At 72.3% G+C, this 21,716-nt stretch carries 21 protein-coding genes; 9 read left to right on the forward strand and 12 right to left on the reverse strand.

Annotation, left to right across the window (positions count from 1 at the left end; translation table 11 throughout):
* Positions 1–79 precede the first annotated feature (79 nt).
* The 3 genes from IMZ35_RS16975 to IMZ35_RS16985 all read left to right on the forward strand — a co-directional run bounded on the left by IMZ35_RS16975 (position 80) and on the right by IMZ35_RS16985 (position 2,358).
* Positions 80–1,765 carry a glycoside hydrolase family 13 protein gene (locus IMZ35_RS16975; RefSeq protein WP_199442072.1) on the forward strand — a complete coding sequence of 562 codons (1,686 nt, stop codon included), beginning with the start codon at positions 80–82 and terminating at the stop codon, positions 1,763–1,765.
* A gap of 67 nt (positions 1,766–1,832) precedes the next feature.
* The gene (locus IMZ35_RS16980; protein ID WP_199442073.1) at positions 1,833–2,045 is read left to right on the forward strand and encodes a hypothetical protein; all 213 of its coding nucleotides are present in this window, start codon (positions 1,833–1,835) and stop codon (positions 2,043–2,045) included.
* 115 nt (positions 2,046–2,160) lie between these two features.
* On the forward strand, positions 2,161–2,358 hold the full coding sequence (locus IMZ35_RS16985) for a hypothetical protein (protein WP_199442074.1): 198 nt from the start codon (positions 2,161–2,163) through the stop codon (positions 2,356–2,358).
* Here the strand turns inward: IMZ35_RS16985 and IMZ35_RS16990 are convergent.
* Together IMZ35_RS16990 and IMZ35_RS16995 are read right to left on the reverse strand one after the other, a co-directional pair.
* Positions 2,348–4,993, reverse strand: coding sequence for an NPCBM/NEW2 domain-containing protein (locus tag IMZ35_RS16990; RefSeq protein ID WP_199442075.1), 2,646 nt, complete (start codon positions 4,991–4,993; stop codon positions 2,348–2,350). The two genes, IMZ35_RS16985 and IMZ35_RS16990, sit on opposite strands and share 11 nt — an antisense overlap.
* A gap of 426 nt (positions 4,994–5,419) precedes the next feature.
* Positions 5,420–6,190, reverse strand: a complete 771-nt coding sequence (locus IMZ35_RS16995) for a DeoR/GlpR family DNA-binding transcription regulator (protein WP_199442076.1) — start codon at positions 6,188–6,190, stop codon at positions 5,420–5,422.
* Between the two features lie 208 nt (positions 6,191–6,398).
* Here IMZ35_RS16995 and IMZ35_RS17000 point away from each other — a divergent pair, with 208 nt between their 5' ends.
* Both IMZ35_RS17000 and sthA read left to right on the forward strand, forming a co-directional pair.
* Positions 6,399–6,884, forward strand: a complete 486-nt coding sequence (locus IMZ35_RS17000; RefSeq protein WP_199442077.1) for an SRPBCC family protein — start codon at positions 6,399–6,401, stop codon at positions 6,882–6,884.
* Between the two features lie 117 nt (positions 6,885–7,001).
* Positions 7,002–8,405 (forward strand): Si-specific NAD(P)(+) transhydrogenase, encoded by a 1,404-nt coding sequence (gene sthA / locus IMZ35_RS17005; protein ID WP_199442078.1) that lies wholly within the window; start codon positions 7,002–7,004, stop codon positions 8,403–8,405.
* 383 nt (positions 8,406–8,788) lie between these two features.
* Here the strand turns inward: sthA and IMZ35_RS17010 are convergent, their stop codons facing one another.
* Positions 8,789–9,247 carry an ATP-binding protein gene (locus tag IMZ35_RS17010; RefSeq protein WP_199442079.1) on the reverse strand — a complete coding sequence of 153 codons (459 nt, stop codon included), beginning with the start codon at positions 9,245–9,247 and terminating at the stop codon, positions 8,789–8,791.
* A 297-nt stretch (positions 9,248–9,544) separates the two neighbouring features.
* Complete coding sequence (locus IMZ35_RS17015; protein ID WP_199442080.1) at positions 9,545–10,123, reverse strand: hypothetical protein; 579 nt, start codon at positions 10,121–10,123, stop codon at positions 9,545–9,547.
* Positions 10,124–10,428: 305 nt separating this feature from the next.
* Between IMZ35_RS17015 and IMZ35_RS17020 the strand changes: the two genes are divergently transcribed.
* Positions 10,429–11,364 (forward strand): glycoside hydrolase family 16 protein, encoded by a 936-nt coding sequence (locus IMZ35_RS17020; RefSeq protein WP_229372282.1) that lies wholly within the window; start codon positions 10,429–10,431, stop codon positions 11,362–11,364.
* Between the two features lie 69 nt (positions 11,365–11,433).
* Here the strand turns inward: IMZ35_RS17020 and IMZ35_RS17025 are convergent, their stop codons facing one another.
* From IMZ35_RS17025 to IMZ35_RS17035, 3 genes are all read right to left on the reverse strand, one after another.
* On the reverse strand, positions 11,434–12,576 hold the full coding sequence (locus tag IMZ35_RS17025) for a S1 family peptidase (RefSeq protein WP_199442082.1): 1,143 nt from the start codon (positions 12,574–12,576) through the stop codon (positions 11,434–11,436).
* 320 nt (positions 12,577–12,896) lie between these two features.
* On the reverse strand, positions 12,897–13,529 hold the full coding sequence (locus IMZ35_RS17030; RefSeq protein WP_199442083.1) for a PAS and ANTAR domain-containing protein: 633 nt from the start codon (positions 13,527–13,529) through the stop codon (positions 12,897–12,899).
* A 4-nt stretch (positions 13,530–13,533) separates the two neighbouring features.
* Positions 13,534–14,355 carry a DUF1206 domain-containing protein gene (locus tag IMZ35_RS17035; protein ID WP_199442084.1) on the reverse strand — a complete coding sequence of 274 codons (822 nt, stop codon included), beginning with the start codon at positions 14,353–14,355 and terminating at the stop codon, positions 13,534–13,536.
* 261 nt (positions 14,356–14,616) lie between these two features.
* Here IMZ35_RS17035 and IMZ35_RS17040 point away from each other — a divergent pair, with 261 nt between their 5' ends.
* Positions 14,617–14,862 (forward strand): DUF2630 family protein, encoded by a 246-nt coding sequence (locus IMZ35_RS17040; RefSeq protein WP_199442245.1) that lies wholly within the window; start codon positions 14,617–14,619, stop codon positions 14,860–14,862.
* A gap of 6 nt (positions 14,863–14,868) precedes the next feature.
* Here the strand turns inward: IMZ35_RS17040 and IMZ35_RS17045 are convergent, their stop codons facing one another.
* The 5 genes from IMZ35_RS17045 to IMZ35_RS17065 form a co-directional block, all read right to left on the reverse strand.
* Positions 14,869–15,636: an SDR family NAD(P)-dependent oxidoreductase gene (locus IMZ35_RS17045; protein ID WP_199442085.1), complete on the reverse strand. Its 768-nt coding sequence runs from the start codon at positions 15,634–15,636 to the stop codon at positions 14,869–14,871.
* 107 nt (positions 15,637–15,743) lie between these two features.
* Positions 15,744–16,415 carry an 8-oxoguanine DNA glycosylase OGG fold protein gene (locus IMZ35_RS17050; RefSeq protein WP_199442086.1) on the reverse strand — a complete coding sequence of 224 codons (672 nt, stop codon included), beginning with the start codon at positions 16,413–16,415 and terminating at the stop codon, positions 15,744–15,746.
* Between the two features lie 46 nt (positions 16,416–16,461).
* Positions 16,462–17,208 carry a hypothetical protein gene (locus IMZ35_RS17055; protein WP_199442087.1) on the reverse strand — a complete coding sequence of 249 codons (747 nt, stop codon included), beginning with the start codon at positions 17,206–17,208 and terminating at the stop codon, positions 16,462–16,464.
* The gene (locus IMZ35_RS17060) at positions 17,205–17,861 is read right to left on the reverse strand and encodes a hypothetical protein (protein WP_199442088.1); all 657 of its coding nucleotides are present in this window, start codon (positions 17,859–17,861) and stop codon (positions 17,205–17,207) included. Before IMZ35_RS17060 ends, IMZ35_RS17055 begins: the two co-directional genes overlap by 4 nt.
* Positions 17,862–17,930: 69 nt before the next feature.
* Positions 17,931–19,601 carry a purple acid phosphatase family protein gene (locus IMZ35_RS17065; RefSeq protein WP_199442089.1) on the reverse strand — a complete coding sequence of 557 codons (1,671 nt, stop codon included), beginning with the start codon at positions 19,599–19,601 and terminating at the stop codon, positions 17,931–17,933.
* A 272-nt stretch (positions 19,602–19,873) separates the two neighbouring features.
* Here IMZ35_RS17065 and IMZ35_RS17070 point away from each other — a divergent pair, with 272 nt between their 5' ends.
* Positions 19,874–20,374 (forward strand): hypothetical protein, encoded by a 501-nt coding sequence (locus IMZ35_RS17070; RefSeq protein ID WP_199442090.1) that lies wholly within the window; start codon positions 19,874–19,876, stop codon positions 20,372–20,374.
* Positions 20,375–20,549: 175 nt separating this feature from the next.
* Positions 20,550–21,455 (forward strand): bis(hydroxyethyl) terephthalate hydrolase, encoded by a 906-nt coding sequence (gene bdeA / locus IMZ35_RS17075; RefSeq protein ID WP_438816880.1) that lies wholly within the window; start codon positions 20,550–20,552, stop codon positions 21,453–21,455.
* Positions 21,456–21,716: the final 261 nt, after the last annotated feature.

Genomic DNA, 21,716 nt, shown 5'->3' on the forward strand with positions numbered 1-21,716 from the left:
CTCAACTCGGCGTGGTGCGTGCCGGTGGGCGCGCGGTGGCAGGATCGTGGAGATCGACCCCGAGCCGACGAGGAGAGCCATGACCGCCGACGCCTGGTGGAAGAGTGCTGTCGTCTACCAGATCTACCCCCGCAGCTTCGCCGACTCGAACGGGGACGGCGTCGGCGACCTGCCGGGGATCGTCGCGCACCTGGACCACCTGTCCGCGCTGGGCGTGGACGTCGTGTGGCTGTCGCCGATCTACCCGTCCCCGCAGGACGACAACGGCTACGACATCAGCGACTACACCGCCGTCGACCCGGTGTTCGGCACGCTCGCCGACTTCGACGCGCTGCTCGCCGCGGTGCACGAGCGCGACATGAAGCTCGTCATGGACCTCGTGGTCAACCACACCTCCGACGAGCACCCGTGGTTCGTGGAGTCCCGCGGCTCCCGCGACAACCCCAAGCGCGACTGGTACTGGTGGCGGCCGGGGCGCGAGGGCGTCGAGTCGGGCGGACCGGCCGGTGAACCCAACAACTGGCGCTCGTTCTTCTCCGGCCCGGCGTGGGAGCACGACGAGAGCACCGACGAGTACTACCTGCACCTGTTCTCCCGCAAGCAGCCGGACCTCAACTGGGAGAACCCCGAGGTGCGGCGTGCCGTGTACGAGATGATGCGCTGGTGGCTGGACCGCGGTGTGGACGGCTTCCGCATGGACGTGATCAACCTGATCTCGAAGGACCCGGACCTGCCCGACGGGCTGGTCATGGGCGGCGGCCCGCTCGGCGACGGCTCGCCGCACTACGTGTGCGGGCCGCGCGTCCACGAGTTCCTCCAGGAGATGCACCGCGAGGTGTTCGCCGGCCGCGAGGAGAAGCTGCTGACCGTCGGCGAGATGCCCGGCGTCACCGTCGAGCAGGCCAGGCTGTTCACCGACCCGGAGCGCGGCGAGGTGGACATGGTGTTCCAGTTCGAGCACGTCGGTCTCGACCACGGCGCGGACAAGTTCGACGTCCGGACGCTGCGGCTGACCGACCTCAAGGCGTCCCTCGCGCGCTGGCAGGCCGGGCTCGCCGACGTCGGCTGGAACAGCCTCTACTGGAACAACCACGACCAGCCGCGCATCGTGTCCCGCTTCGGCGACGACGGCGAGCACCGCGTGCGCTCGGCGAAGATGCTCGCCACCGTCCTGCACCTGCACCGGGGCACGCCCTACGTGTACCAGGGCGAGGAACTGGGCATGACGAACGCGCCGCTGGAGACGCTGGAGGACTTCCGCGACATCGAGAGCCTCAACCACTACGCCGATGCCGTCGACGCGGGCGGCAAGGACCCGCAGGTCGTCCTGGCCGGTCTGCGGGCGATGGGCCGCGACAACGCGCGCACGCCCGTGCAGTGGGACGACTCCCCGCACGCCGGGTTCACCGCGGGGGAGCCGTGGATCGCGGTGAACCCGAACCACGTGGAGATCAACGCCCGCGCTGCGCGCGAGGACCCCGACTCGGTGTTCCACCACTACCGCAGGCTGATCGAGCTGCGGCACACCGAGCCCGTCGTCGTGCACGGCGACTTCACGCTGCTGCTGCCCGACGACGAGCGCGTCTACGCCTTCACCCGCGCCCACGAGGGCGTGGAGCTGCTGGTCCTGGGCAACTTCACCGGCGAGGACGTGACGGTGGAGGTGCCGGAGGGCTGGGAGGACGCCGAACTGCTCCTCGGCAACCTGCCGCCCGGCCGCGTGGGCGTGCTGCGTCCGTGGGAGGCGAGCGTGCACCGCCGCTGACGGCGGTCCGGCCGAGGATCTGAAAAATCGTCGTTTCGGCCGCGGGGAGGTCGGGTAATCGCGGTTCATGGCCGACGAGAACGTGAACGCGAACCACGAGAACCGGTCGTCCGAGGACTTCGAGGACGGCAGCGCAGAACACGTGTGCGGCGGTCCGCGCCTCGTGGGCGTTCCGCGCTCCACCGGCGCCGCGCGTCGTCCCCGCCGACGCTGGGCCACGAGTTCCCCGTGGCGCAACGGTTCCGGCGCGCAGAGCCGTCCGCGCGGCCGCGCGGCCTGACCTCCCCCGGCGCGAGAGCGCCCCGCACCGCTGTACCCCCGCACGCCCGCAGCCACGATTCCCGACCCGCTGACGCGGGCCGCGCCTCGTCCAGCGCCACGCCCGTTCCGGCGGGGTGACGGCGAACGCGGCCGACCCGCACTCCGCCCAACCGGACCTGCTCGGGCAGTTCGGCGGTGTCGAACCGGAGGGCGGGCGCGCGGACGCGGCGGGCACGGAGTTCACGGCCGTCTCCGGTCCGCACGCGCCAGCTCACCGGCTGCCCGCGGGCGGAGGCTCCTCGGCCCGCGGGCAGCTCGGTCTCAGCAGGTGAGCAGGGCGTCGGCCCAGTCGGCGTGGTCGTGGTTCTTGCCGTCACCGCCGTCGGTCACCCTCAGCGTCAGCGACCCGACCCCGGTCACGTCCACGTCCAGCGGCACCGCGGCCGTGCCGGTGCGCAGCACGCCGGTGTCGTGCAGCACGTCGCCGTCCCCGACCACCTGGAACACCGCCGAGCCCTGCGCCGTGGTCTCGTCGTCCATGCCCACCGCCGCGGTGAACCGCGTGCAGTTCTCGCCCAGCCGCAGGGTCACCTCCGACGGCGCGTGCGCGCCCAGACCCCTGGCGTAGGTCACGCCCGCGATCGTGATCGGGTTGCCGTCGCCGCCGATCAGGTCGTTGTTCGACCTGTCGCGCTCCACCGGGCCGTAGCCGTTGACCTCCGACTCGAACGACAGGTCGCTGACGTGGACCTGCCCGCTGGGCGGCACGAACACGTCCACGGCGTCCGCGACGTGCACGGCCTGCCTGCCCGCTGGCATCCCCGGATCGCGGAAGTCCGCCGCGACCGGCAGCTCCGCCGGACCGAAGCGCGCGTCGGCGGGAACCGTCGCGGTCCACGTGCCGCGCAGCGTCTCGCCCTGCCCCAACCGCGCGGCGGTGACGGGCGGGCCGCTCACCGTCCAGCCCGCGGGGGCCGCGGGCGCCAGCACGACGTCCTGCACGGTGCTCGCCGAGGTCACCGAGAACTCGGCGGTCACCTCGACGCCGCCTCCCCGCTCGACGTCCGCGGAACGCGGCGTGAGCGTCAGCGAGGTCTCGGCCACCCGCGGGATCGGCTCGTCGCACGTCTGCCGGCCCGGTCGTGCGGGACAGGCGACGGCGGCGAACCCGCCGTTGCGCGGCACGCCGATCGACAGCGTCGAGCGCGAGGTCTCCACCGACGAGGTGCGCCGCACGTCGCCGCGCACGCCGGACACCGGATCGCGCACCAGCTCCACCAGCCACCGGCCGCCGCCGAGGAAGCTCAGCGGCGCGGACAGCGTGCGCGCGTCCCCGGACGACAGGCCGCCGACGAACCAGCGCTCACCGGCGCGGCGCGCGAGGACCGCGGTGCCGCTCACGTCGCCGGACACCAGCCGCGTCTCGTCCCACACCGTCGGCACCTGGTCGAGGAACCGCAGCGCGTTCGGGTACTTCTCGTACGCCTCCGGCATGTCGGCGAAGTGCGTCCACCCCGACTCGTAGGCCACGGGCAGCGCGACCTCGTGCGCCACGCTGGACACCTTCGGACCCACCTCCAGCGACACCGGCGTGAAGTCCATCGACCCGACCACGTTGCGGGTGAACGGGTGCACGGTGTCGTTGTCCGGGTGCGGCATCTGCTCGGCGCCGTGGATCGCCTCCATCGTCATCACGTGCGGCCACGTCCTGGCGAGGCCGTGCGGGATGGTCGAACCGTGGAAGTTGATCATCAGGCGCATCCGCGCCGTGTCGGCGAGGATCGCGTCGTACCAGCGGTAGCGCTCCTGCGAGTCGGAGTCCATGAAGTCGACCTTGACGCCCTTCACGCCCCAGCCCACGACCCTCGACAGCTCCGCGTCGCGCTCCTGCGGAGTGTCCAGGCGGGTCCAGTGGTACCACAGCAGCACGTCCACGCCGCGGGCCCGCGCGTAGCGGGTCAGCTCCGGCACCCACGTGTCGCTCCAGCCCTCGTCCACGAGCACGTAGGGCCAGCCGTGGCGGGCGGCGAAGTCCACGTAGTCCTTCTGCCGCTCGAAGTCCCGCGGGCTGTCGTGCTCGCTGAGCCACGACCACGCCACCTTGCCCGGCGCGATCCAGGACGTGTCGGTGAACTTCGCGGGCGACGCGAGGTCGTCGACCATCGTCGACTCGGTCACGGTGGCCAGCGACCCGGCGACGATCGTGCGCCACGGAGTCTCCAGCGGCCCGTCCGAACGCACGGACGCGTCGGACAGCGCCACCCGGTAGGTGCCCGATCCGGTGGTGTGCAGCAGCTTGCTGCCCGAGTGGCGTCCGTCCACGTCGGACTCGGTGATGAGCACGTGGTCCTCGCCCACCTGGAACAGCGCCGGGTAGGCGAAGTCGTCGGTGGCCGTGTCGGCCGCCGCGGCCGTGGTGCGGATGCGCCGGTTCTCGTAGTTGACGTTGTAGGGCAGCAGCCACGCCGTCGAGTCGGCGGGCAGCGTGAACGCCGAGGTCTCCTCCAGCACGGTCGCCGCCGCGGGCAGCGCGTAGCGGTAGGCGACGCCGTCCTCGGCGGCCCGCACCAGCAGGTCCAGCCGGGCGCCGGCCGCGGTGGCGAAGGAGAACCGCGCCTCCGCCGCGAGCACCGTCCGCTCGCGCTGCTTGCCCGTCGTCATCGTGTAGCGCTCGGAGATCGTCCGCCTGCTCTGCCCCACCAGGCGCAGCCCGGCGGTCAGGTCGGCCTCCGCGGTGCGCAGGCCGACCGGAGCCGGGGACAGCAGCACCCGCCCGCGCCGCTGCACCGACAGCGCGGGCACGCCCGTGCTCTGGTCCAGTTCCACCACGGCCGCGATCCCGGTCGTCGACGGCGCGGTGACGGTCCACGAGGCCCGCGGCGGGGGAGCCGCCTGCGCCGTCGCCTGCGCGGTGGACAGGGCGAGCGCTGCGGCGAGCAGCGCGGCGCCGGACGTGCGTGATCTCATGCGTTCTCCTCCGGTGCTGCGGGGCGTGCGGCGGTGCTCGCCGGACGTCGGGGCTGGAGTGCGGTGAGGCCGGACGGCGACCCCGGCCGGTCCTCGTCGCGGGCGCCCCGGATCACGATCGGCGGATGGTCGTGGTCGTGGGCCGCCGCGTCGCGCGGCGCACCCTCAGCCCTCGGGGTTCGCGCAGCCGGCGACGACCGGGGCGGGTCCGGTGGAGGGGATCGGGGAGGGCGCGGGGAGCAGGGCAGGCGCTGGCATGAGCCACTCCTTCGGGGCTGTGCGACGCGACTGGCGGGCCGCGTGACCTGCACCTCATTTGAGTCCTGTCCCACCGGACATTGCAAGAAAGTGTCGGGAAATGATCGTTTCCGACCGGTTTGCACTCGCAAAACGATCGGGTCCGCCCGGTCGACGGGGCTGTCCGGACTAACCGACCTCGGCCACCAGGACGCGCACTCCCCTGGACCTGAAGCCCTCCAGTTCGGCCGGATCGGCGTGGCCGTCGGTCACGACGTGCGTGATCCGGTCCACCGGCACGGTCTGGAGCATCGTGTCCACACCGATCTTCGTGTGATCGGCCAGCACGACCACCTCGTCGGCGATCGAGGCCATGACCCGGTCCACCCCGGCCACGATGCTGTTGGGCGTGGACAGCCCGCGGGCCGCGGTCAGGCCGTTGCCCGACAGGAACGCCCGCTGCACCCGCAGCGAGGCCATCCCCGCCTCGGCCACGCTGCCGACCATCGCGAAGATCGACGCCCGCAGCATCCCGCCCGACATCATCACCTCGACCCCCGGCGCCCGCGCCATGATCTGCGCGACCAGCAGCGAGTTGGTCACCACCGTCAGGTCACCCGTCCGGACGAGTCTGCGGGCCAGCGTCTGGGTGGTGGTCCCCGCGCCGATGACCAGAGCGTCACCAGCGGAGACCAGGGTGGCGGCCAGGCTCGCGATGGCGTCCTTCTCGTCGCTCGCGACCTGCGCCTTCTCCGTGTAGCTCGGCTCGTACGACGTCCGGTTGGTCGCCACCGCGCCGCCGTGCTTGCGCGCGAGCAGACCCTCCTCGGACAGTCGTCGCAGGTCGCGCCGGACCGTGACCTCGCTCGCCTGCACGATCCGGGCCAGCTCCCGCAACGACACGGCACCGTTGGAGCGGACCAGCTCCAGGATCACCTGACGACGCTCAGCGGCGAACATCGTCCGAACCTAACGGAGACGGACCGGTCAGAGGTGGACTGGTTTTCACCTCCCGGCGATCGAGATCGACCACTCCGCGTCACGGCGGCGCTCCTCCGGTCCGCGGGCCACGAACGGGGGAGGAGTGGTTTGCTGCCCCGAAGCACGGGTAGCCGTTGTGCAGCAAGACCAGCACGAGATCGTCCGACCCTCGAAGGAGAGTAGTTCAGTGCCCACCTATGAGAAGTCCGTCGACGTTGCCGTGCCGGTGACCACCGCGTACAACCAGTGGACGCAGTTCGAGTCGTTCCCGCACTTCATGTCCGGAGTGGACAGCATCACCCAGACGGACGCGACGCACACCCACTGGAAGACCTCGGTCGCCGGGGTCGAGCGCGAGTTCGACGCCGAGATCACCGAGCAGCACCCCGACGAGCGCGTCGCCTGGCGTTCCACCACCGGGCCGCAGCACGCCGGTGTCGTCACGTTCCACCGCCTCGACGACCGCACCACCAGGGTCCACCTCCAGATGGACTACGAGCCCGACAGTCTCCTCGAGAAGGCCGGTGCCGCCGTCGGTGTGGTCGGAGGCCAGCTCAAGGGCGACCTCGACCGCTTCAAGAAGTTCATCGAGGACGAGCGCCGCGGTCAGGAGACCGGCTCGTGGCGCGGCGACGTGGACGCGGCTCCGCAGCAGCAGCCCCCGCTGAGCTGACGCGCACGCACGCAGCACCGCACCGCGGGGTGACCGGCACGTCACGTGCCGGTCACCCCGCGTTCGTGTTCGCGCCGAACGCGTGTCTTCCTCGCACCGGCCGTGCACACTGACGCCATGTACGACTTCGACGTTCTCGTGCTCGGATCAGGCCCAGGTGGTCAGAAGGCCGCGATCGGCGCGGCCAAGCTCGGCAGGCGGGCCGCCGTCGTCGAGCGCAGGGACATGATCGGCGGCGTGTGCGTCAACACGGGCACCCTGCCGTCGAAGACGCTCCGGGAGGCCGTCCTCTACCTCACCGGGCTCAACCAGCGCGAGCTGTACGGGCAGAGCTACCGCGTCAAGGAGGACATCACCATCGCCGACCTCTCGGCGCGCACGCAGCACGTCGTGGGCCGGGAGATCGACGTCATCCGCAACCAGCTCTCCCGCAACCGGGTGGCCCTGCTGCCCGGCCTCGGCCGCTTCCTCGACCCGCACACCATCGTGATCGACGACGGCACCGGGCAGGCCAAGCAGGTCACCGCGGAGAAGATCGTCATCGCCACCGGCACGCGACCCGCCCGTCCGGCCACCGTCGAGTTCGACGACCGCACCGTGATCGACTCCGACGGCATCGTGCAGCTGGAGCAGGTGCCGCAGTCGATGGTGGTCGTGGGCGCCGGGGTCATCGGCATCGAGTACGCCTCGATGTTCGCCGCGCTCGGCACGAAGGTCACCGTGGTGGAGCGTCGCGAGCGGATGCTGGAGTTCTGCGACCAGGAGGTGGTCGAAGCGCTCAAGCACCAGCTGCGGGACCTCGCCGTGACGTTCCGGTTCGGGGAGTCCGTCGCGTCGGTGGAGCGCTACTCGCGCGGCGCGCTGGCCGTCCTGGAGAGCGGCAAGAAGATCCCGGCCGAGACCGTCATGTACTCGGCGGGCAGGCAGGGCATGACCGAGGGCCTGGACCTGGAGCGCGCGGGCATCGTGGCCGACGACCGGGGCCGCATCCCGGTGGACGAGCACTTCCGCACGTCCGCGCCGCACGTCTACGCGGTGGGCGACGTGATCGGCTTCCCCGCGCTCGCGGCGACGTCGATGGAGCAGGGCAGGCTCGCGGCCTACCACGCGTGCGGCGAACCGGTGCGCGCGATGAGCGAGACCCAGCCCATCGGCATCTACACCATCCCGGAGATCAGCTTCATCGGCCGCACCGAGGACGAGCTGACGAAGGCCAGGATTCCCTTCGAGGTCGGCATCTCCCGCTACCGGGAGCTGGCGCGCGGCCAGATCATCGGCGACTCCTACGGGATGCTGAAGCTGCTGGTCTCGCCCGAGGACCACTCCCTGCTGGGCGTGCACGTCTTCGGCACCGGCGCGACCGAGCTGGTCCACATCGGACAGGCCGTGATGAGCTGCGGCGGCACGGTGGACTACCTCGTGGACGCGGTGTTCAACTACCCGACGCTGGCGGAGTCCTACAAGGTCGCCGCGCTCGACGCGATGAACAAGATCCGCCAGATCACCTGGCTGGCCGAGTAGCGGACCCCGTGCCGTCCGCGCGCTGGCGACGGCCCCGCCGAGACGGAATCCCTGGTGATCGGCGTCGCCTCCACCCCGATCGAGTACCGCGGGCGCTGCGGGAGTGCTCCACGGGCTGATGACCACGACGCCACCGGGCGCCGAGGCCCCCGTGCCGGCCGTTCGACGTCGCCGCTGCGCCGGTCGTGCTCGCCCCGGGGTCCGTCCGACGACTGCGGTCCGTGCGCCGGTGTGGCGGGGGCCGGTCTCCGGCGGGATCTGCCCGGTCCCGCCGTGCCGGGGCTCGTGGCGATCGGCGGGCTGCTCCTCACCGCCTCGCTGCACCTCGCCCGACGCGCCGGTCCCGTCCCGGCGGCTCGCGGGGGCGGGACCGGCGCGGACGCCTACCGGGCGTCGCCGTCGCCGAGGACCAGCTCCGCCCACACCGTCTTGCCCTCACCCGGAGTCACGGTGACGCCCCAGCGGCGGCACATGCTGCTGATCAGCAGCATCCCGCGGCCGCCCGTGTGGTTGTGCTGGGCACGCTCCGCGCAGGTCGCGCACGGCGTGCGCGTGGAGGTGTCGGCCACGTCGAACCGCGCCAGCCCCCGCGACACCGTCACCTTCGCGAACAGGGGGCGCCGACCGTGCTCGTAGGCGTTCTCCACCAGCTCGGACAGCACCAGCTGGGCGTCCATGACCTGCTCCGGGTGGCAGCCAGCGAGCACCTCGGCGAGCTGCGCGCGCATGCGCGACGCCGGGCCGGACTCGATGCCGTCGGGGAACTCGTCCCACACGTGCTGGACCGACGAGGCCAGTCCGAACCGTCTCTCGCCGGTGGACCCGGTGTCGATCGCGCTCATCGCAACATCCCCAAGACATCATCGGCGTCGTGGCGCAGCCCTGTTCCCCAGTGGTACCCGAACTCGCCGCTCGATATTCGCACCGAGGCGCAGACGGTGCACATCACCGGTCGATCGCCGGACCCCACCACCACGACGGTGCCGTCCGGGTGCCCCGCTCGCCCGAGCGGGAGGCCGTCAGCTCCGCGTCCGACGCTCACCCGTCTGCTCGGAGAGCGCGACGGCACACATCTCACCAGATCTGCGCGCGTTTCGCACGACGGACGGCGGGGAGCCCCGTACGGCGTTCACGTCCGCTCAGGTCACCGGGTCGCCGACCACGGTCAGGCACACCAGGCCGGCCTCGGCCGTGTAGGTGTCCACGACGACCTTCCCGCGCCGGGCCACCTCGACCTGGAGGACCGCGTCACCGCCCTCGTGCGCCGCGTGCGCGGCGTGACCGGAGTGCCCGCCCTTCGCGCCCGTGCCGCCCGGCACGTCCTCCACCACGAACGTGAAGCTGCACTCGATCACCGGGGAGGCCGGGTCGTCGCGGTCGGCCCTCACCGGCTCGCTGGAGTCCAGGCGGCCGGTGGCGACCGGGGAGCCGGCGTCGTCGTACACGGTCACCGGGGTGTTCTCCACGACGTCGGCGAACTCGCCGGTGCCGCGGCACCCCGAGGGCGTCAGCTCGACGTGGTCGGGCTCGAAGAGCTGGACCGACCCGACCATGCGGAACGGCGTGCCCTCGTCGGGGCCCGACGTGGCGACGAAGAACACCGCCGCGAGCAGCACGACCAGCACACCGGTGACCGCCAGCAGTCGCTTGCGCGAAGAGCTGATCCTGGCCGGGGGGACGTCGGGAGCCGTGTCCAGGTCCGCGTGGGTGTTCTCCACCTGCCGCTCACCCTCCGAGGTCGACGCCGGGACGTGCGACCTCCCAGGTTAGCCACCTCGCCGCCGCCGGAACACCCGCCATCGGCGCAATCTTCGCACACCCTGCGTGACCGGCCGGGAGTCCGGCGGGCCGCGCGCCGATCTTCGTGCCGTGATCCGGTTCTCTTGACTTCACCGGACCGTCCGACCACTGTGGACGGCGGTTCGTCGACGAACCAGTGATCGCCCCGGTGCGCGACGCCGTGCGCGCGGCGGTCGATCGGCAGAACCGTTCCCTAGTCGAGGAAGTGCAGACGATGTCCCCCATGCGCAAGTCACGAGCGACGGCCGCCGCCGTCGCGGTCGCCGCCGTCGCCGCGGCGACCGCCGCGGCAGGAGTGACCGCCGCGTCCGCCAGCGACCCGCAGCCGACCGCTGCCTGTGGTGTGCTGTTCGACGACTTCGCCTACACCGCGCACGACGATCCCGCGTTCGCGGCCAACGGCTGGTCGGTGCGCGACTACCAGGGCGGCCCCGGTGTCCCGGGTGCCCGCTGGGAGGCGGACAACCTGACGTTCCCCAGGGTCGACGGCGAGCCCGTCGCCCAACTGGCCGCCTCCACCGACGGCACGCCGGAGGGCACCACGCAGACCGAGTTCAGCCAGCGCGAGCAGCGCTTCTTCGAGGGCACCTACGCGAGCCGCATCCACTTCTCCGACGCGCCGGTCACCGGTGTCGACGGGGACCTGGTGAACCAGACCTTCTACACGATCAGCCCGCTGCGCTACGACAACGACCCGATCTACAGCGAGCTGGACTTCTCCGAGTACCTGCCCAACGGTGGCTGGGGCACGACGGACGCGACGAACTTCTTCACCTCCTACAACACCTACCAGAACAACCCCGAGTGGGCAGCGAAGAACAAGTCCGACAGCAGGCCCGGATCGATGGCGGGCTGGCACGTCGTGTCCGCCACGGTCGCCGACGGCCACATCAGGTACTACGTCGACGGCGAGCTGGTGGCCGACCACGACCGCAGCGGTGAGTTCGACGTGTACCCGCGTCAGGACATGTCGCTGAACTTCAACCAGTGGTTCATCGACCTCGCCTCGCACACCGGTGGCACGAGCACCTACGAGCAGCAGGTCGACTGGGTGTACTACGCCGAGAACGAGGTCGTCACCGCGGGCGTGGCGGCCGAGCGCGCCGCCGAGCTCCGCGCGAGCGGTGTGACCCACCGCGACGACGTCGGCTCCTGCTGACGGTCCGGCACGCGCGACGCGCGGCCCGGTCCCTCGCGCCGAGGGGCCGGGCCGCGCGCCGTCCCGAGGTCAGCCGGTGGTCAGCCGCAGGCCGTACACCGACAGGATCTCGTTGACGGGCTGGAAGAACGTCCTGCCGCCGCTGGAGCAGTTGCCCGATCCGCCCGAGGTGACGCCCTGCGCCTGGTCGCCGGTGACGAAGGAGCCGCCGGAGTCGCCCGGCTCGGCGCACACGCTGGTCTGCGTGGTCTGGTGCACCGCGCCCTGCGCGTAGTTCACGGTCACGTTCTTGGCCTGCACGGTGCCGCAGTGCCAGCGCGTCGTGGAACCGGACCGGCAGATCGACGAGCCGACGGGGGCTTCGTTGGAGCCGCGCACGATCACGTCGGACACGGTGCCCCAGCCGAGCACGACGGGCGCCTGCCACCAGCCGTTGCCGGTGCGGACGAAGGCGTAGTCGTTGCCGGGGAAGGACGATCCGGCGAACGTGCCCTGCGCGGAGCCGTCCCAGCCGACGGTGCTGCTGCCGACGCCGCCGCAGTGCCCCGCGGTCACGAAGCCGCCGCCGACGGAGAAGCCGATCGAGCAGCGGGTGTTGCCGTTGATGTAGTAGGGATCGCCGCCGACCGTGCCGGGCGCGAACGTCCTGGGCGCAGACTGCGAGGTCCTCTCGACCACGACCGGGCCGGTCTCGGCGGCGTCGCCGACGAACGCTCGGACCTCCGCCTCGTTCGCGTCCGCGCCGACCGTGACGACGACGCTGTTGCTCCTGTGGTCCACGCGCCAGCTGTGCACGCCGGACGGTGCCGACTCCGTCCTCGCGTCGATCCCGGCCTTGACGGCGTCCAGGGTCGCGGCGCTCACCGCGACCGGGACGACCTCGGCTCCCGCCGCGCGCACCGCGTCCGCCTTCGACGTGTCGGTGAGGCCGACGACGAGGACGCCCCTGGTGTCGTCGAACCAGGTGCCGCCGAACGCGTCGCCCGCGGCCCCGGTCGCCGCGGCGGACACCCGCATCGCGGTGCCCTCCTGCGCCAGGCGCGTCCGCGTCTGCTCGGGGGTGAGTCCCAGGTCGCGCTGCATCGCCGCGGTGAGCTCGGTGCCCGGATCGGCGAGCGGCCCGGCGGACGCGTTCGTGACGCCCGCGGTGGTGCCGACACCGGCCGCGAACACCGCCAGGGCGCTCAGCCGCACAACAGTTCTGCGCTTCACGGTCGTTCTCCTTCTTGTCCTGTGCAGGGCGCGGGAGAACGGCCGGAGCCACGGCCGTGCGGCGGCGACGTCGGGGTTCCGGTCCGTCAGGGTCTCCCGCTCCCGAGGCTAGGGAGACGGAGAATCGAGGACGTACCACCAGAAGTCGGCACATCCTGTTCGGACCGAAGTCTTTCCGCACGCGAACGGGACCGGACAGGAACCGGACAACAGCTCCGTCCGAAGTGGATGGTCGAGCGGTGTTTCCGGAGGTGCCAGAGCCGGACTCTTGACGAATCGTGAGAGCGCGACCACACTTGTGGTGGCCGGGGGACGCCGGGTCAGCGAGCCATGCGCCGGTGCAGCGTCAGCAACAGGTCGCTGACCTTCTTCCGCGCGTCGTGCGTCGCGGCCCCGCCGTCCTGGAGGTCCCGCACGAGCTGCTCGGCCAGCTCGCGCAGCTTCACGTTGCTCTCCTGCGAACGCCATCGCAGCAGGCCGAACGCGAGGTCCGGACCGATGCCGTAGACGAGCATCAGCGCGCCCTTGGCCTGCTCGACCACCGCGCGGTCGGCCACGATGCCCTCCACCCGCGCGGTGATCTCCTCCTGCACCAGCCGGTCGGCCGCCTCGGTCAGGTCGACGACGTAGCCGCGCACGCCGACCAGCCGCCCGGCCTCGTCGTGGTGACCACCGCCGACCACGACGATCCGCCGCTGCCTGCCCATCGCGTCGACGATGCGGTGGTGGTGCCCGAACGGCGCACCGTCCTCGCGCACCCGCGCGAGCCGCTGCTCCGCGTCCTCGCGGTCCTCGGGGTGCTTGTGCGACAGCACCAGATCGGTGCTCGGCGTGACCGCGCCCGGCCGGTAGCCGTGGATCGTCGCGGTCACGTCCGACCACTCCCACACGTCGTTCACCAGGTCGTGGTGGAACGTGCCGATGACGTCCTCGTTGCCGCTCCGGTTCGTCATCGGCTCACGCCTTGCGGAAGCGGGCGTCCAGCAGCGCGTACGCGCCGAACGCGGCCAGTCCGGCGGCGACGGCCAGCAGCAGCGGTCCGCCGCCGGGCTGGCCCGCCAGCGTCTTGAGCGCCTTGTCCAGACCGGTGGCCTGCGCCGGGTCGGAGTTCACGGCGGCCACCACCACGAGCACCCCGGCGGTGCCGTAGACGACGCCGAGGGCGATCCAGCCGATCTGGCCGAGCCGCACGACCGTGCGGCGCAGCGACGCGCTCGCGTCCCGCAGGTCCAGCTCCCTGGTGAACTCGCGGGTCACCCCGCGGTAGACGAGGAAGGCGCCCGCGCCGACCACGCACAGCCCGAGCAGCGTGATCGCGGTCGTGCCCCACGGCTGCGCCAGCACCCGCGCGACCAGCGAGGACTGCGCGCTGTCCGACGGCCCCTTCGAGCCGGTCGCGAGGGCCCACGCGCTGTGGGCGAGCACGCCGTAGAGCAGGGCCTCACCGGCGCTGACCACCCGGCGCAGCGTCCGCCGCCCGCCGCTGACCCCGCGGTGTCCCCACCCGGCCTCGACGAGCTGCCACAGCACCAGCGCGCCCAGGCCGATCGCGATCACCCACATCAGCACCTCGCCCAGCGGGGTCGCGGCCACCGTCTGCAACGCGCCGGTCTTGTCCGCCTTGGTCGAGTCGCCCAGCGCGACCTGCGCGGCCAGCCAGGCCACCAGCAGGTGAACCACCCCGTAGGCCACGAGGCCCACCCGTCCGGCCAGTCTCACGGGAGCGCTGTGCGCGGCCCGCTTCCCGGCCTCCGCCGCCCCGGCCGCCGATCCCGTCATCGCGCACCCTCCGCAGTGTTGTTCGCTCGGGTGCTGCGATACCCGCTGCGGCGTCGTCCTCAAACGGGCGGGACGGCTCCACCGCGGTGCTCCGGCACCACGCGCGATCTCGCACCGGTCGAACTCCGCACGCCGCGGAGCTGCGCGGACGCCTCGCCACCGCGTCCGCCTGCGGATGTGCCCGACCTGCGGCAAGGTGGGGTGCTGCGACTCGTCGCCGTCGGAGCGCGCGAGCAGCAGACCGCACGAGAGGAGCAGCGGGTGAACGAGCAGGACATCCTCGGACGAGTCCGGGAACTGGTGGAGCTGGAGCGCGACCTGCGGGCGCGCACCACGGCGGGCGAACTCGACCCGGCCACCGAGAAGGAGCAGCTCCGGGGTGTCGAGGCGGCGCTGGACCAGTGCTGGGACCTGCTGCGCCAGCGCCGTGCCCAGAGCGAGTTCGGCGAGAACCCCGACGAGGCGCACAGTCGGCCGGTCGAGCAGGTGGAGAAGTACCTCCAGTAGGACCGCTCAGCGGAGGTGGCTCGCGCCGTTGAGGTCGATCACCGTCCCGCTGGCCCAGAGCGCGCCGGGCGAGGCGAGCCACGCGACCGCCGAGGCGACGTCGTCCGGCTCGCCCACCCGGCCGAAGGGGCTCTGCGCGCGGATCGCGTCCCCGCGCGGCCCGGCCAGCAGCGGCCCCACGAGGTCCGTGGCCACGAAGCCCGGCGCCACCGCGGCGACGCCGATGCCGTGCGGCGCGAGCGACACGGCCAGCGACTGCGTCAGCGCGTGCGCACCGGCCTTGCTCGCCCCGTACGCGGGCGCGTCCGGCTCGCCCCGGTACGCCCCGCGGGAGCCGACGGTGATGATCCGCCCGCCCTCCGGGCCCTTCGGCCGGTGCAGCAGGTGGTCCACCACGCACCAGGTGACGTTGGCCGTGCCGAGCAGGTTCACGCCCACGACGTGCCGCCAGTCCTCCTGCCACCGCTCGTGGTCCGTGGTGGTCAGCGGCGTCTCGGTGTAGACGCCCGCGTTGTTGACCAGCACGTCGATCCCGCCGAGCGCGTCCACCGCGGCGGTGGTGAACTCCCGCACGGCCACCGGGTCGGCGACGTCACCGCTGACCACGACGTGCCCGTCACCCGGCAGCCCGGCCACGACGGCCTTCGCCGCCGCGACGTCGCCGCGGCAGTGCACCGCCACGACGTGCCCGTCCGCGGCCAGCGCCCCGGCGACCGCCGCACCGATGCCACGACCTTCACCGGTCACCAGTGCTCTGCGCCGCGTCGTGCTCATCGCGTCTCCTCCTGCTCGGACGAGGCCGGTCGAGGCCACCTCCGAAGATCGGTCGGTCGCGCCGGCCGACGATGTCGGCGGCCCACTGCCGCACCGGGTGGTCGCACTCACCCGAACGCACTGCCGAGTGCCCGTCCGGCCGCGGACAACGTGCGTTCCACGACGTCCGTCGTGGTTCCCGAACCCCACGCCGCGGCCCACTCGGCCGCCACCGCGAGGTAGTCGCCGTACTGCTCCGGCGACCACGGCCCGTCGGGGCTCCAGTCGGTGCCGCGCAGCGCGTTGAGCGCCGTCACGACGTACCGGTCCAGGACCAGCGGCCCGCTCTCCCCGTACACCGCGAAGTGCAGCACCGGCGTGAACAGGTCGGCCGTCAGTTCCGGCAGCGCCAGCTCGCCCTTCCGGGTGAGCTGGGCGAACGCGTCGGCCGGGCTCGTGCGCGCCGTGCGGACGGCTGCGGCGAGGTGCTGGCCGACCGGCTCGCGCACCAGCCGGCCGAGCACGGCCGCGAACCGCGACTTCGGCGCGTGCTGCCACACCGCCGCGGCCACGAGGGTCCTGGCCGCCCCCGGCTCGTTCACGGCGTCGCGGGCCACGGTGAACAGCGTCCGGCGGCTCACCTCGTCCCGCCCGGCCAGCTCGCGGGGCCACAGCGAGGCGTCCGGCAGGTGCGACGTCCAGGACCGCTCGTCGAAGCGCACCCGCTGTCCCAGCAGGTAGGGCCCGTCGCGCGGAGGCGGGTCGCCGCGGAACACCGCACCGGGCTCCAGAGTCGTCATGGGGTCAGATCGTATGGGCCGCGCTCGGCCGCGTTCCCGCGACCGATCAGGCCGTCAGGACCGCGACCGCGCTGAACAGGTGGACGCAGCCGCCGATCGTGACCGCGAAACCGGCCAGCACCGGGGTCCACGCGGCGATGCGCGCTCCGGTCGCCGCGCGGGTGGTCAGCGCCGAGAAGCCCCTGATCGTCACGACGCCCACGGCGGTCAGGGTGGCCGCCATGCCGACGCCGAAGGCCAGCACCAGCACCACCGCGTGCACCGCCCGGCCGGTCAGCAGGCCGCTCACCAGCACCAGGAACGCCGAGGGGGACGGGAGCAGGCCGCCGGACAGGGCCAGCGCGGTCAGGCCCCGGCGCGACCACGGGTCCACCGGATCGCCGTGCCCGTGCCCGTGCCCGTGTCCGTGCCCGTGTCCGTGGCCGTGGCCCGCGGGAACGCGGCGGCGCAGGCGGGTGCTCGCCAGGTGCACGCCCACCCCGATCACCACGACACCGGCCAGCACCTGCATCCAGGCGGTGACGGTCTGCGTGCCGATGCCCGCGCTCACGCCCACCCAGAGCAGGGCCAGCACCAGCACCGAGAAGGTGTGCATGATCGCGACGATCACGCCGAGGCGCACGGCGTCGGGGTAGCGGCCCCTGGTGCCGACCAGGTACGCGGCGGTGACGCTCTTGCCGTGACCCGGCGCCACCGCGTGCGCGGCTCCCACGGCCAGCGCGGCGACGAGCGCCACCCAGAACACCGCGCCGCTGTCGAACAGGGCGATCAGCCGGTCCTCGAACCCGCTCACGACGTCACCGCCGTGCGACGCGCCCGCCGGACCAGCAGGACCGCCGCGCCCAGCAGCGCGGCGGCACCGGTGCCGACCGCCAGCGGCACGAACTGGGCCGGCAGACCGCCGGACGTGCCCGAGAAGGTCAGGCGCGCGGTGCTCTGCTCGCCGGTGAACAGCGCCTGCGCCGGGGTGGCGGGGGTGTCCGGCGTCAGGACCGTGCGGTAGGACTCGTTCAGGTCGGTCAGTGCGCTCAGGGTGACGTCCACGTCCACCACCGGCGCGGGGCACTCGAAGGTGAACCGCGCTCCGGCGGACAGCAGGCCGTCGAGCGGGGCCAGTTCACCGGGGCACGGGAGTTCCCGCTGGGCCACGGCGATCCGCTCCAGCAGGTAGTCGTGCACGGCGGCGGAGCGCCGCAGCTTCTGCTCGCCGGTCAACTCCGTCGACACCCGCTCGGCGGCGGGGTCCTCGAACGCGCCTAGCGACTGACCGAGCGCCACCCAGTCGTCCTCCGCGGCCAGCCAGGTCAGCGACAGCACGGAGCCGTCGACGGTGATGCGCGCCGTGGAGGGCGGCCCGAAGGGGTGCGCGAGGGCCGCGGCGGGGGCGTGGAGCGCCGCGAGCGCGGCGACCGCGGTACCGGCCAGGAGTCGGAACGGGATGAGCACGGGTTCTCCAGGTGGGCGGACCGGGTGCGGGCGGCGTGCGCCCGCACCCGGTCGTGACCGGTTCGGCTGCTACTTCGTCACCGTGATGACCGGGCTGGTGATCTTCTGGTGCTCGCTCTCCAGGTGCACCACGTACCGGCCGTTCTTCTTCGCGGTCGGCGGCAGTCGCAGCGTGTGGAGGAGACGGCCCAGCTCGTCGGCCTGGAGGTACCCCAGGAAGTCGCGGTGGCCGCCGCGGGTGTCGCCCTCCTCGCGGAGGTGCACCGCCACCCGCTCGCCGGGGTCGTAGCCGTGGGCGGAGACCGCCACCTCGCCCGTGCGCTCCACCTCCGTGCGGTCGAGCACGACCTGCTGACCGACGGTGTTCTCGGGCGTGCGGTCGTCGTTGACGGTCCGCTCACCGCGGTCGTTCTTGCGGATGGTGAAGCCGTCGTGGCGCTGGCCGTCGGCGTAGCGGGCCTCGAAGCGGATGGTGTCCGCCTCGACGTCGATCATCTGGTACAGCTGCGCGTTCTGCGCGCTGCTGCGCAGTTCCGCGTCGTTGCCCGTCCAGTTCGACCCGTCGTTGAGCTGGTACATCTTGCCGCCGGACACCGAGACGACGTAGGCGACGCCGTTGTGCACCGAGGTGGACTCGCGGTTGTCGACCCGGTTGCCCCGGCCGTAGCTGTGGTCGTGGCCCTGGAGCACCAGGTCCACGCCGTACTCCTCGAACAGCGGCGCCCACTGCCCGCGCACGTTCGGGTTGTTGCGGGTGCCCGTCGTGGAGTAGACGGGGTGGTGCAGCGTCACCACGGTCCACTTGTTGGGGTTGCTCGCGAGCAGGCCCTCCAGCCAGCGGGTCTGGGCCGCCATCAGCTCGGCGTTGCTCTGGTGGTTGGTGTCCAGGCCGATGAACCGCACGCCCTGGTAGTCCACCGTGTACGCGGTCTGCTTCAGCTGCGCGTTGCCCGGACCGTTGTCCGGGTAGGGGAACTGGGGACGCCAGAAGGAGGACAGGCCACCGCTGTACTCGTGGTTGCCCGGCACGGCGATGTTGTTGATCTGACTGTTGACGAAGCCGTCAGCCGCGTGCCACTGGCCCCACTGCTCCTCGCTGTTCGCGGAGTCGATGAGGTCGCCGGCGTGCACGATCGCCTTCGCCTGCGGGCGGTCGGCGAACGCCTGCCGGAACACGCGAGGCACTGCGGAGTCGATGTAGTTCTGCGCGTCGCCGAAGTAGAGGAACGAGAACGGCTGGAAGCCGCTCGCCGCGGTGGTGAAGTCCGCGAACTCGCTCCAGTTGACGCCGTCGCCGACGCGGTAGGTGTAGCGGGTGGCCGGTTCGAGACCGGTGAACTCCACCGTGTGGTAGGTCGACGGGTAGCCCAGCGACGTGTTCACCGCGGTCGTCGATGCCGCCCTGACCGTGCTGACCGCGCCCGCCGCCGGCTTCACGTCACCGAGCGCGCGCGGAGCCTTCAGGATCTGCGCCTGTGCGTGCTGGGCCGTGGTCGCGGCGCGCCACGTCACCTTCTGCGTGCTGTGCGGGGTGGTCGTGGGGGTGAGGACGAGGCGGTCGGGCACCGGCGAGGGCCGGTACAGCTCAGCCGCCGGGTGCTTCACGGGCGGAACGTCGTCCGCGCCCAGGGCGACCGGACCCACCACCAGGCCACCGGCGAGCAGGACGGCCGCGCCGAGCGCCGTCACCACACCTCGCCGGGACCCGAGGAGGGACCCGCGTCTGTCGAAGTCGCTCACGTCGAGTTCTCTCCTCGAACACTCGATCACGCTGCCGGCGAACGCGCGGAAGCGGTCGAATTACTGCACCGGCACACGAAACACCGAGGGCGCGGAGCGGACCGCCCGCTGGCCGGGAGGTGAACACGTGACCTCGCACGACATCGCGCGCCGGAGCGCCGTCCGTTCACCGGGTGTCCGCCCCGCCGTGCCGCCGCGGGCGTCGTGCGTTGGTCCGGGGCTGCCTACGATGTCGCGCCCGTCCGGGCACCCGACGAGGCGAGGGGCTGTCGATGACGGAGATCCGGCGGGCCGCGCGCCACCGCGGGACGCTGCTGACGGGCGTGCTGCTGCTCTGCCTGGCCGCGCTCACCCCGGTCGCCGCGCCACCGGCCGCGCCGCCGGTCAAGGACGACGCGTTCCTCACCGCCGCCACCACCGGAATCCTCGACATCGAGGGCGGGGAGTGCTTCGACGACCCGGCCTACCTGCCCTCCGCCGGGGAACCCGTGGTGCTCTACAAGCCGTGCGCCGAGCAGGCGGACAACCAGTCCTACCTCTTCGCGCACGCCGAGGACGGACCCTGGGACCGCACGGGCCTGGTCGAGTTCGCCCGTGCCGGCTGCGGTGCGGAGTTCACCCGCCGCTGGGGCGACCGCGCGACGTCCGGCCTGGACTTCTACCCCGTGCTGCCGACCGAGGAGACCTGGGCCGACGGCGACCGAGACGTCATGTGCGTGGTCCACCGTCCCGGCGGCAAGCTCAGCGGTTCGGTCCTCCCGCCGTCCTGGTAGAGCGGAGCGCGCGGCCGTCCGCGCTGGGCCGGGCATCACTCGAGCGAGTGTCAGCGAAACCGGTGCCGCAGAACGAATTGCGCTACACGGTGGCACGTCTGAGACCGGACGGCCCTGGGGATTGACGACCGAACGGGCGCTTCCTACTGTGGAGTACACCCGCCGCCGCAATCGCATCATCACGCCCCGTGACAATCAGGAGAACAGCGTGAAGAGATCATCCGTGGCCCTCCGCTGGGCAACGGCCTGCGCCCTCGTCACCGCGACGGCCCTGTCCGCTCCCGCCGCCTCGGCCGCCGACAACCCCTACGAGCGCGGTCCCGCGCCCACCACGGCGAGCATCGAGGCGACCAGGGGGCCGTTCGCGACCTCCCAGACGACCGTCTCGTCCCTGGCCGCCCGCGGCTTCGGCGGTGGCACGATCTACTACCCCACCAGCACCTCCGACGGCACCTTCGGCGCGGTGGCCGTCGCGCCCGGCTACACCGCGAGCCAGTCGAGCATGGCGTGGCTCGGCCCGCGCCTGGCCTCCCAGGGCTTCGTGGTCTTCACGATCGACACCCTGTCCCGCTACGACCAGCCCGCCAGCCGGGGCGACCAGCTCCTGGCCGCGCTGGACCACCTGACGACCTCCAGCAGCGTCCGCTCCCGGATCGACCCCTCGCGGCTGAGCGTCGTGGGGCACTCGATGGGTGGCGGCGGCACGCTGGAAGCCGCGGCCGACCGGCCGTCGTTGCAGGCCGCGATCCCGCTGACGGGCTGGAACACCAGGAAGTCCTGGTCGAACGTGCAGGTCCCCACGCTCGTCGTGGGCGCCGAGAACGACTCCGTGGCCTCGGTCAGCTCGCACTCCGAGCCGTTCTACGCGGGTCTGCCGTCCACTCTGGACAAGGCCTACCTGGAGCTGAACTCGGCCGACCACTTCGCGCCGAACTCGTCGAACACCACCATCGCCAAGTACACCATCTCCTGGCTCAAGAGGTTCGTCGACGACGACACCCGCTACGAGCAGTTCCTGTGCCCCGGTCCGAGCCGCGGTCTCACGGTCGAGGAGTACCGGTCCACCTGCTCGTTCGGCTGATCGAGCACCGCTGCGGGGCCCCTCACCACTCGTCCGCGAGTGGTGAGGGGCCCCGTCGACGTGGTCGAGAAGGGCGGGGCCGTTCGTCCGCGGGATCGCCGAGCACCCTCGACGCCACCGCCGACCCCGCGGGACGAACCGTCTCACCGGCGGTCGCGCCGGCCCGGCGTCGTCCGCGAGTCGGCCGTCGCGCGGTGGAGAGGTCCGCCGCGGGGGAGTCCGCAGTGGACCGTCGGCGACCGGTGCGGAAACCGCCGGGAA

This window comes from Umezawaea beigongshangensis, from assembly GCF_016464305.1.
In the GTDB taxonomy this organism is placed as follows: domain Bacteria; phylum Actinomycetota; class Actinomycetes; order Mycobacteriales; family Pseudonocardiaceae; genus Umezawaea_A; species Umezawaea_A beigongshangensis.

Bases quoted from the DNA above. Each gene is read 5' to 3' on its own strand.
- IMZ35_RS16975 (WP_199442072.1), top strand. From the start codon at position 80: ATGACCGCCGACGCCTGGTGGAAGAGTGCTGTCGTCTACCAGATCTAC.
- IMZ35_RS16980 (WP_199442073.1), top strand. From the start codon at position 1,833: ATGGCCGACGAGAACGTGAACGCGAACCACGAGAACCGGTCGTCCGAG.
- IMZ35_RS16990 (WP_199442075.1), bottom strand. From the start codon at position 4,993: ATGAGATCACGCACGTCCGGCGCCGCGCTGCTCGCCGCAGCGCTCGCC.
- IMZ35_RS16995 (WP_199442076.1), bottom strand. From the start codon at position 6,190: ATGTTCGCCGCTGAGCGTCGTCAGGTGATCCTGGAGCTGGTCCGCTCC.
- sthA (WP_199442078.1), top strand. From the start codon at position 7,002: ATGTACGACTTCGACGTTCTCGTGCTCGGATCAGGCCCAGGTGGTCAG.
- IMZ35_RS17010 (WP_199442079.1), bottom strand. From the start codon at position 9,247: ATGAGCGCGATCGACACCGGGTCCACCGGCGAGAGACGGTTCGGACTG.
- IMZ35_RS17020 (WP_229372282.1), top strand. From the start codon at position 10,429: ATGCGCAAGTCACGAGCGACGGCCGCCGCCGTCGCGGTCGCCGCCGTC.
- IMZ35_RS17030 (WP_199442083.1), bottom strand. From the start codon at position 13,529: ATGACGAACCGGAGCGGCAACGAGGACGTCATCGGCACGTTCCACCAC.
- IMZ35_RS17035 (WP_199442084.1), bottom strand. From the start codon at position 14,355: ATGACGGGATCGGCGGCCGGGGCGGCGGAGGCCGGGAAGCGGGCCGCG.
- IMZ35_RS17045 (WP_199442085.1), bottom strand. From the start codon at position 15,636: ATGAGCACGACGCGGCGCAGAGCACTGGTGACCGGTGAAGGTCGTGGC.
- IMZ35_RS17050 (WP_199442086.1), bottom strand. From the start codon at position 16,415: ATGACGACTCTGGAGCCCGGTGCGGTGTTCCGCGGCGACCCGCCTCCG.
- IMZ35_RS17070 (WP_199442090.1), top strand. From the start codon at position 19,874: ATGACGGAGATCCGGCGGGCCGCGCGCCACCGCGGGACGCTGCTGACG.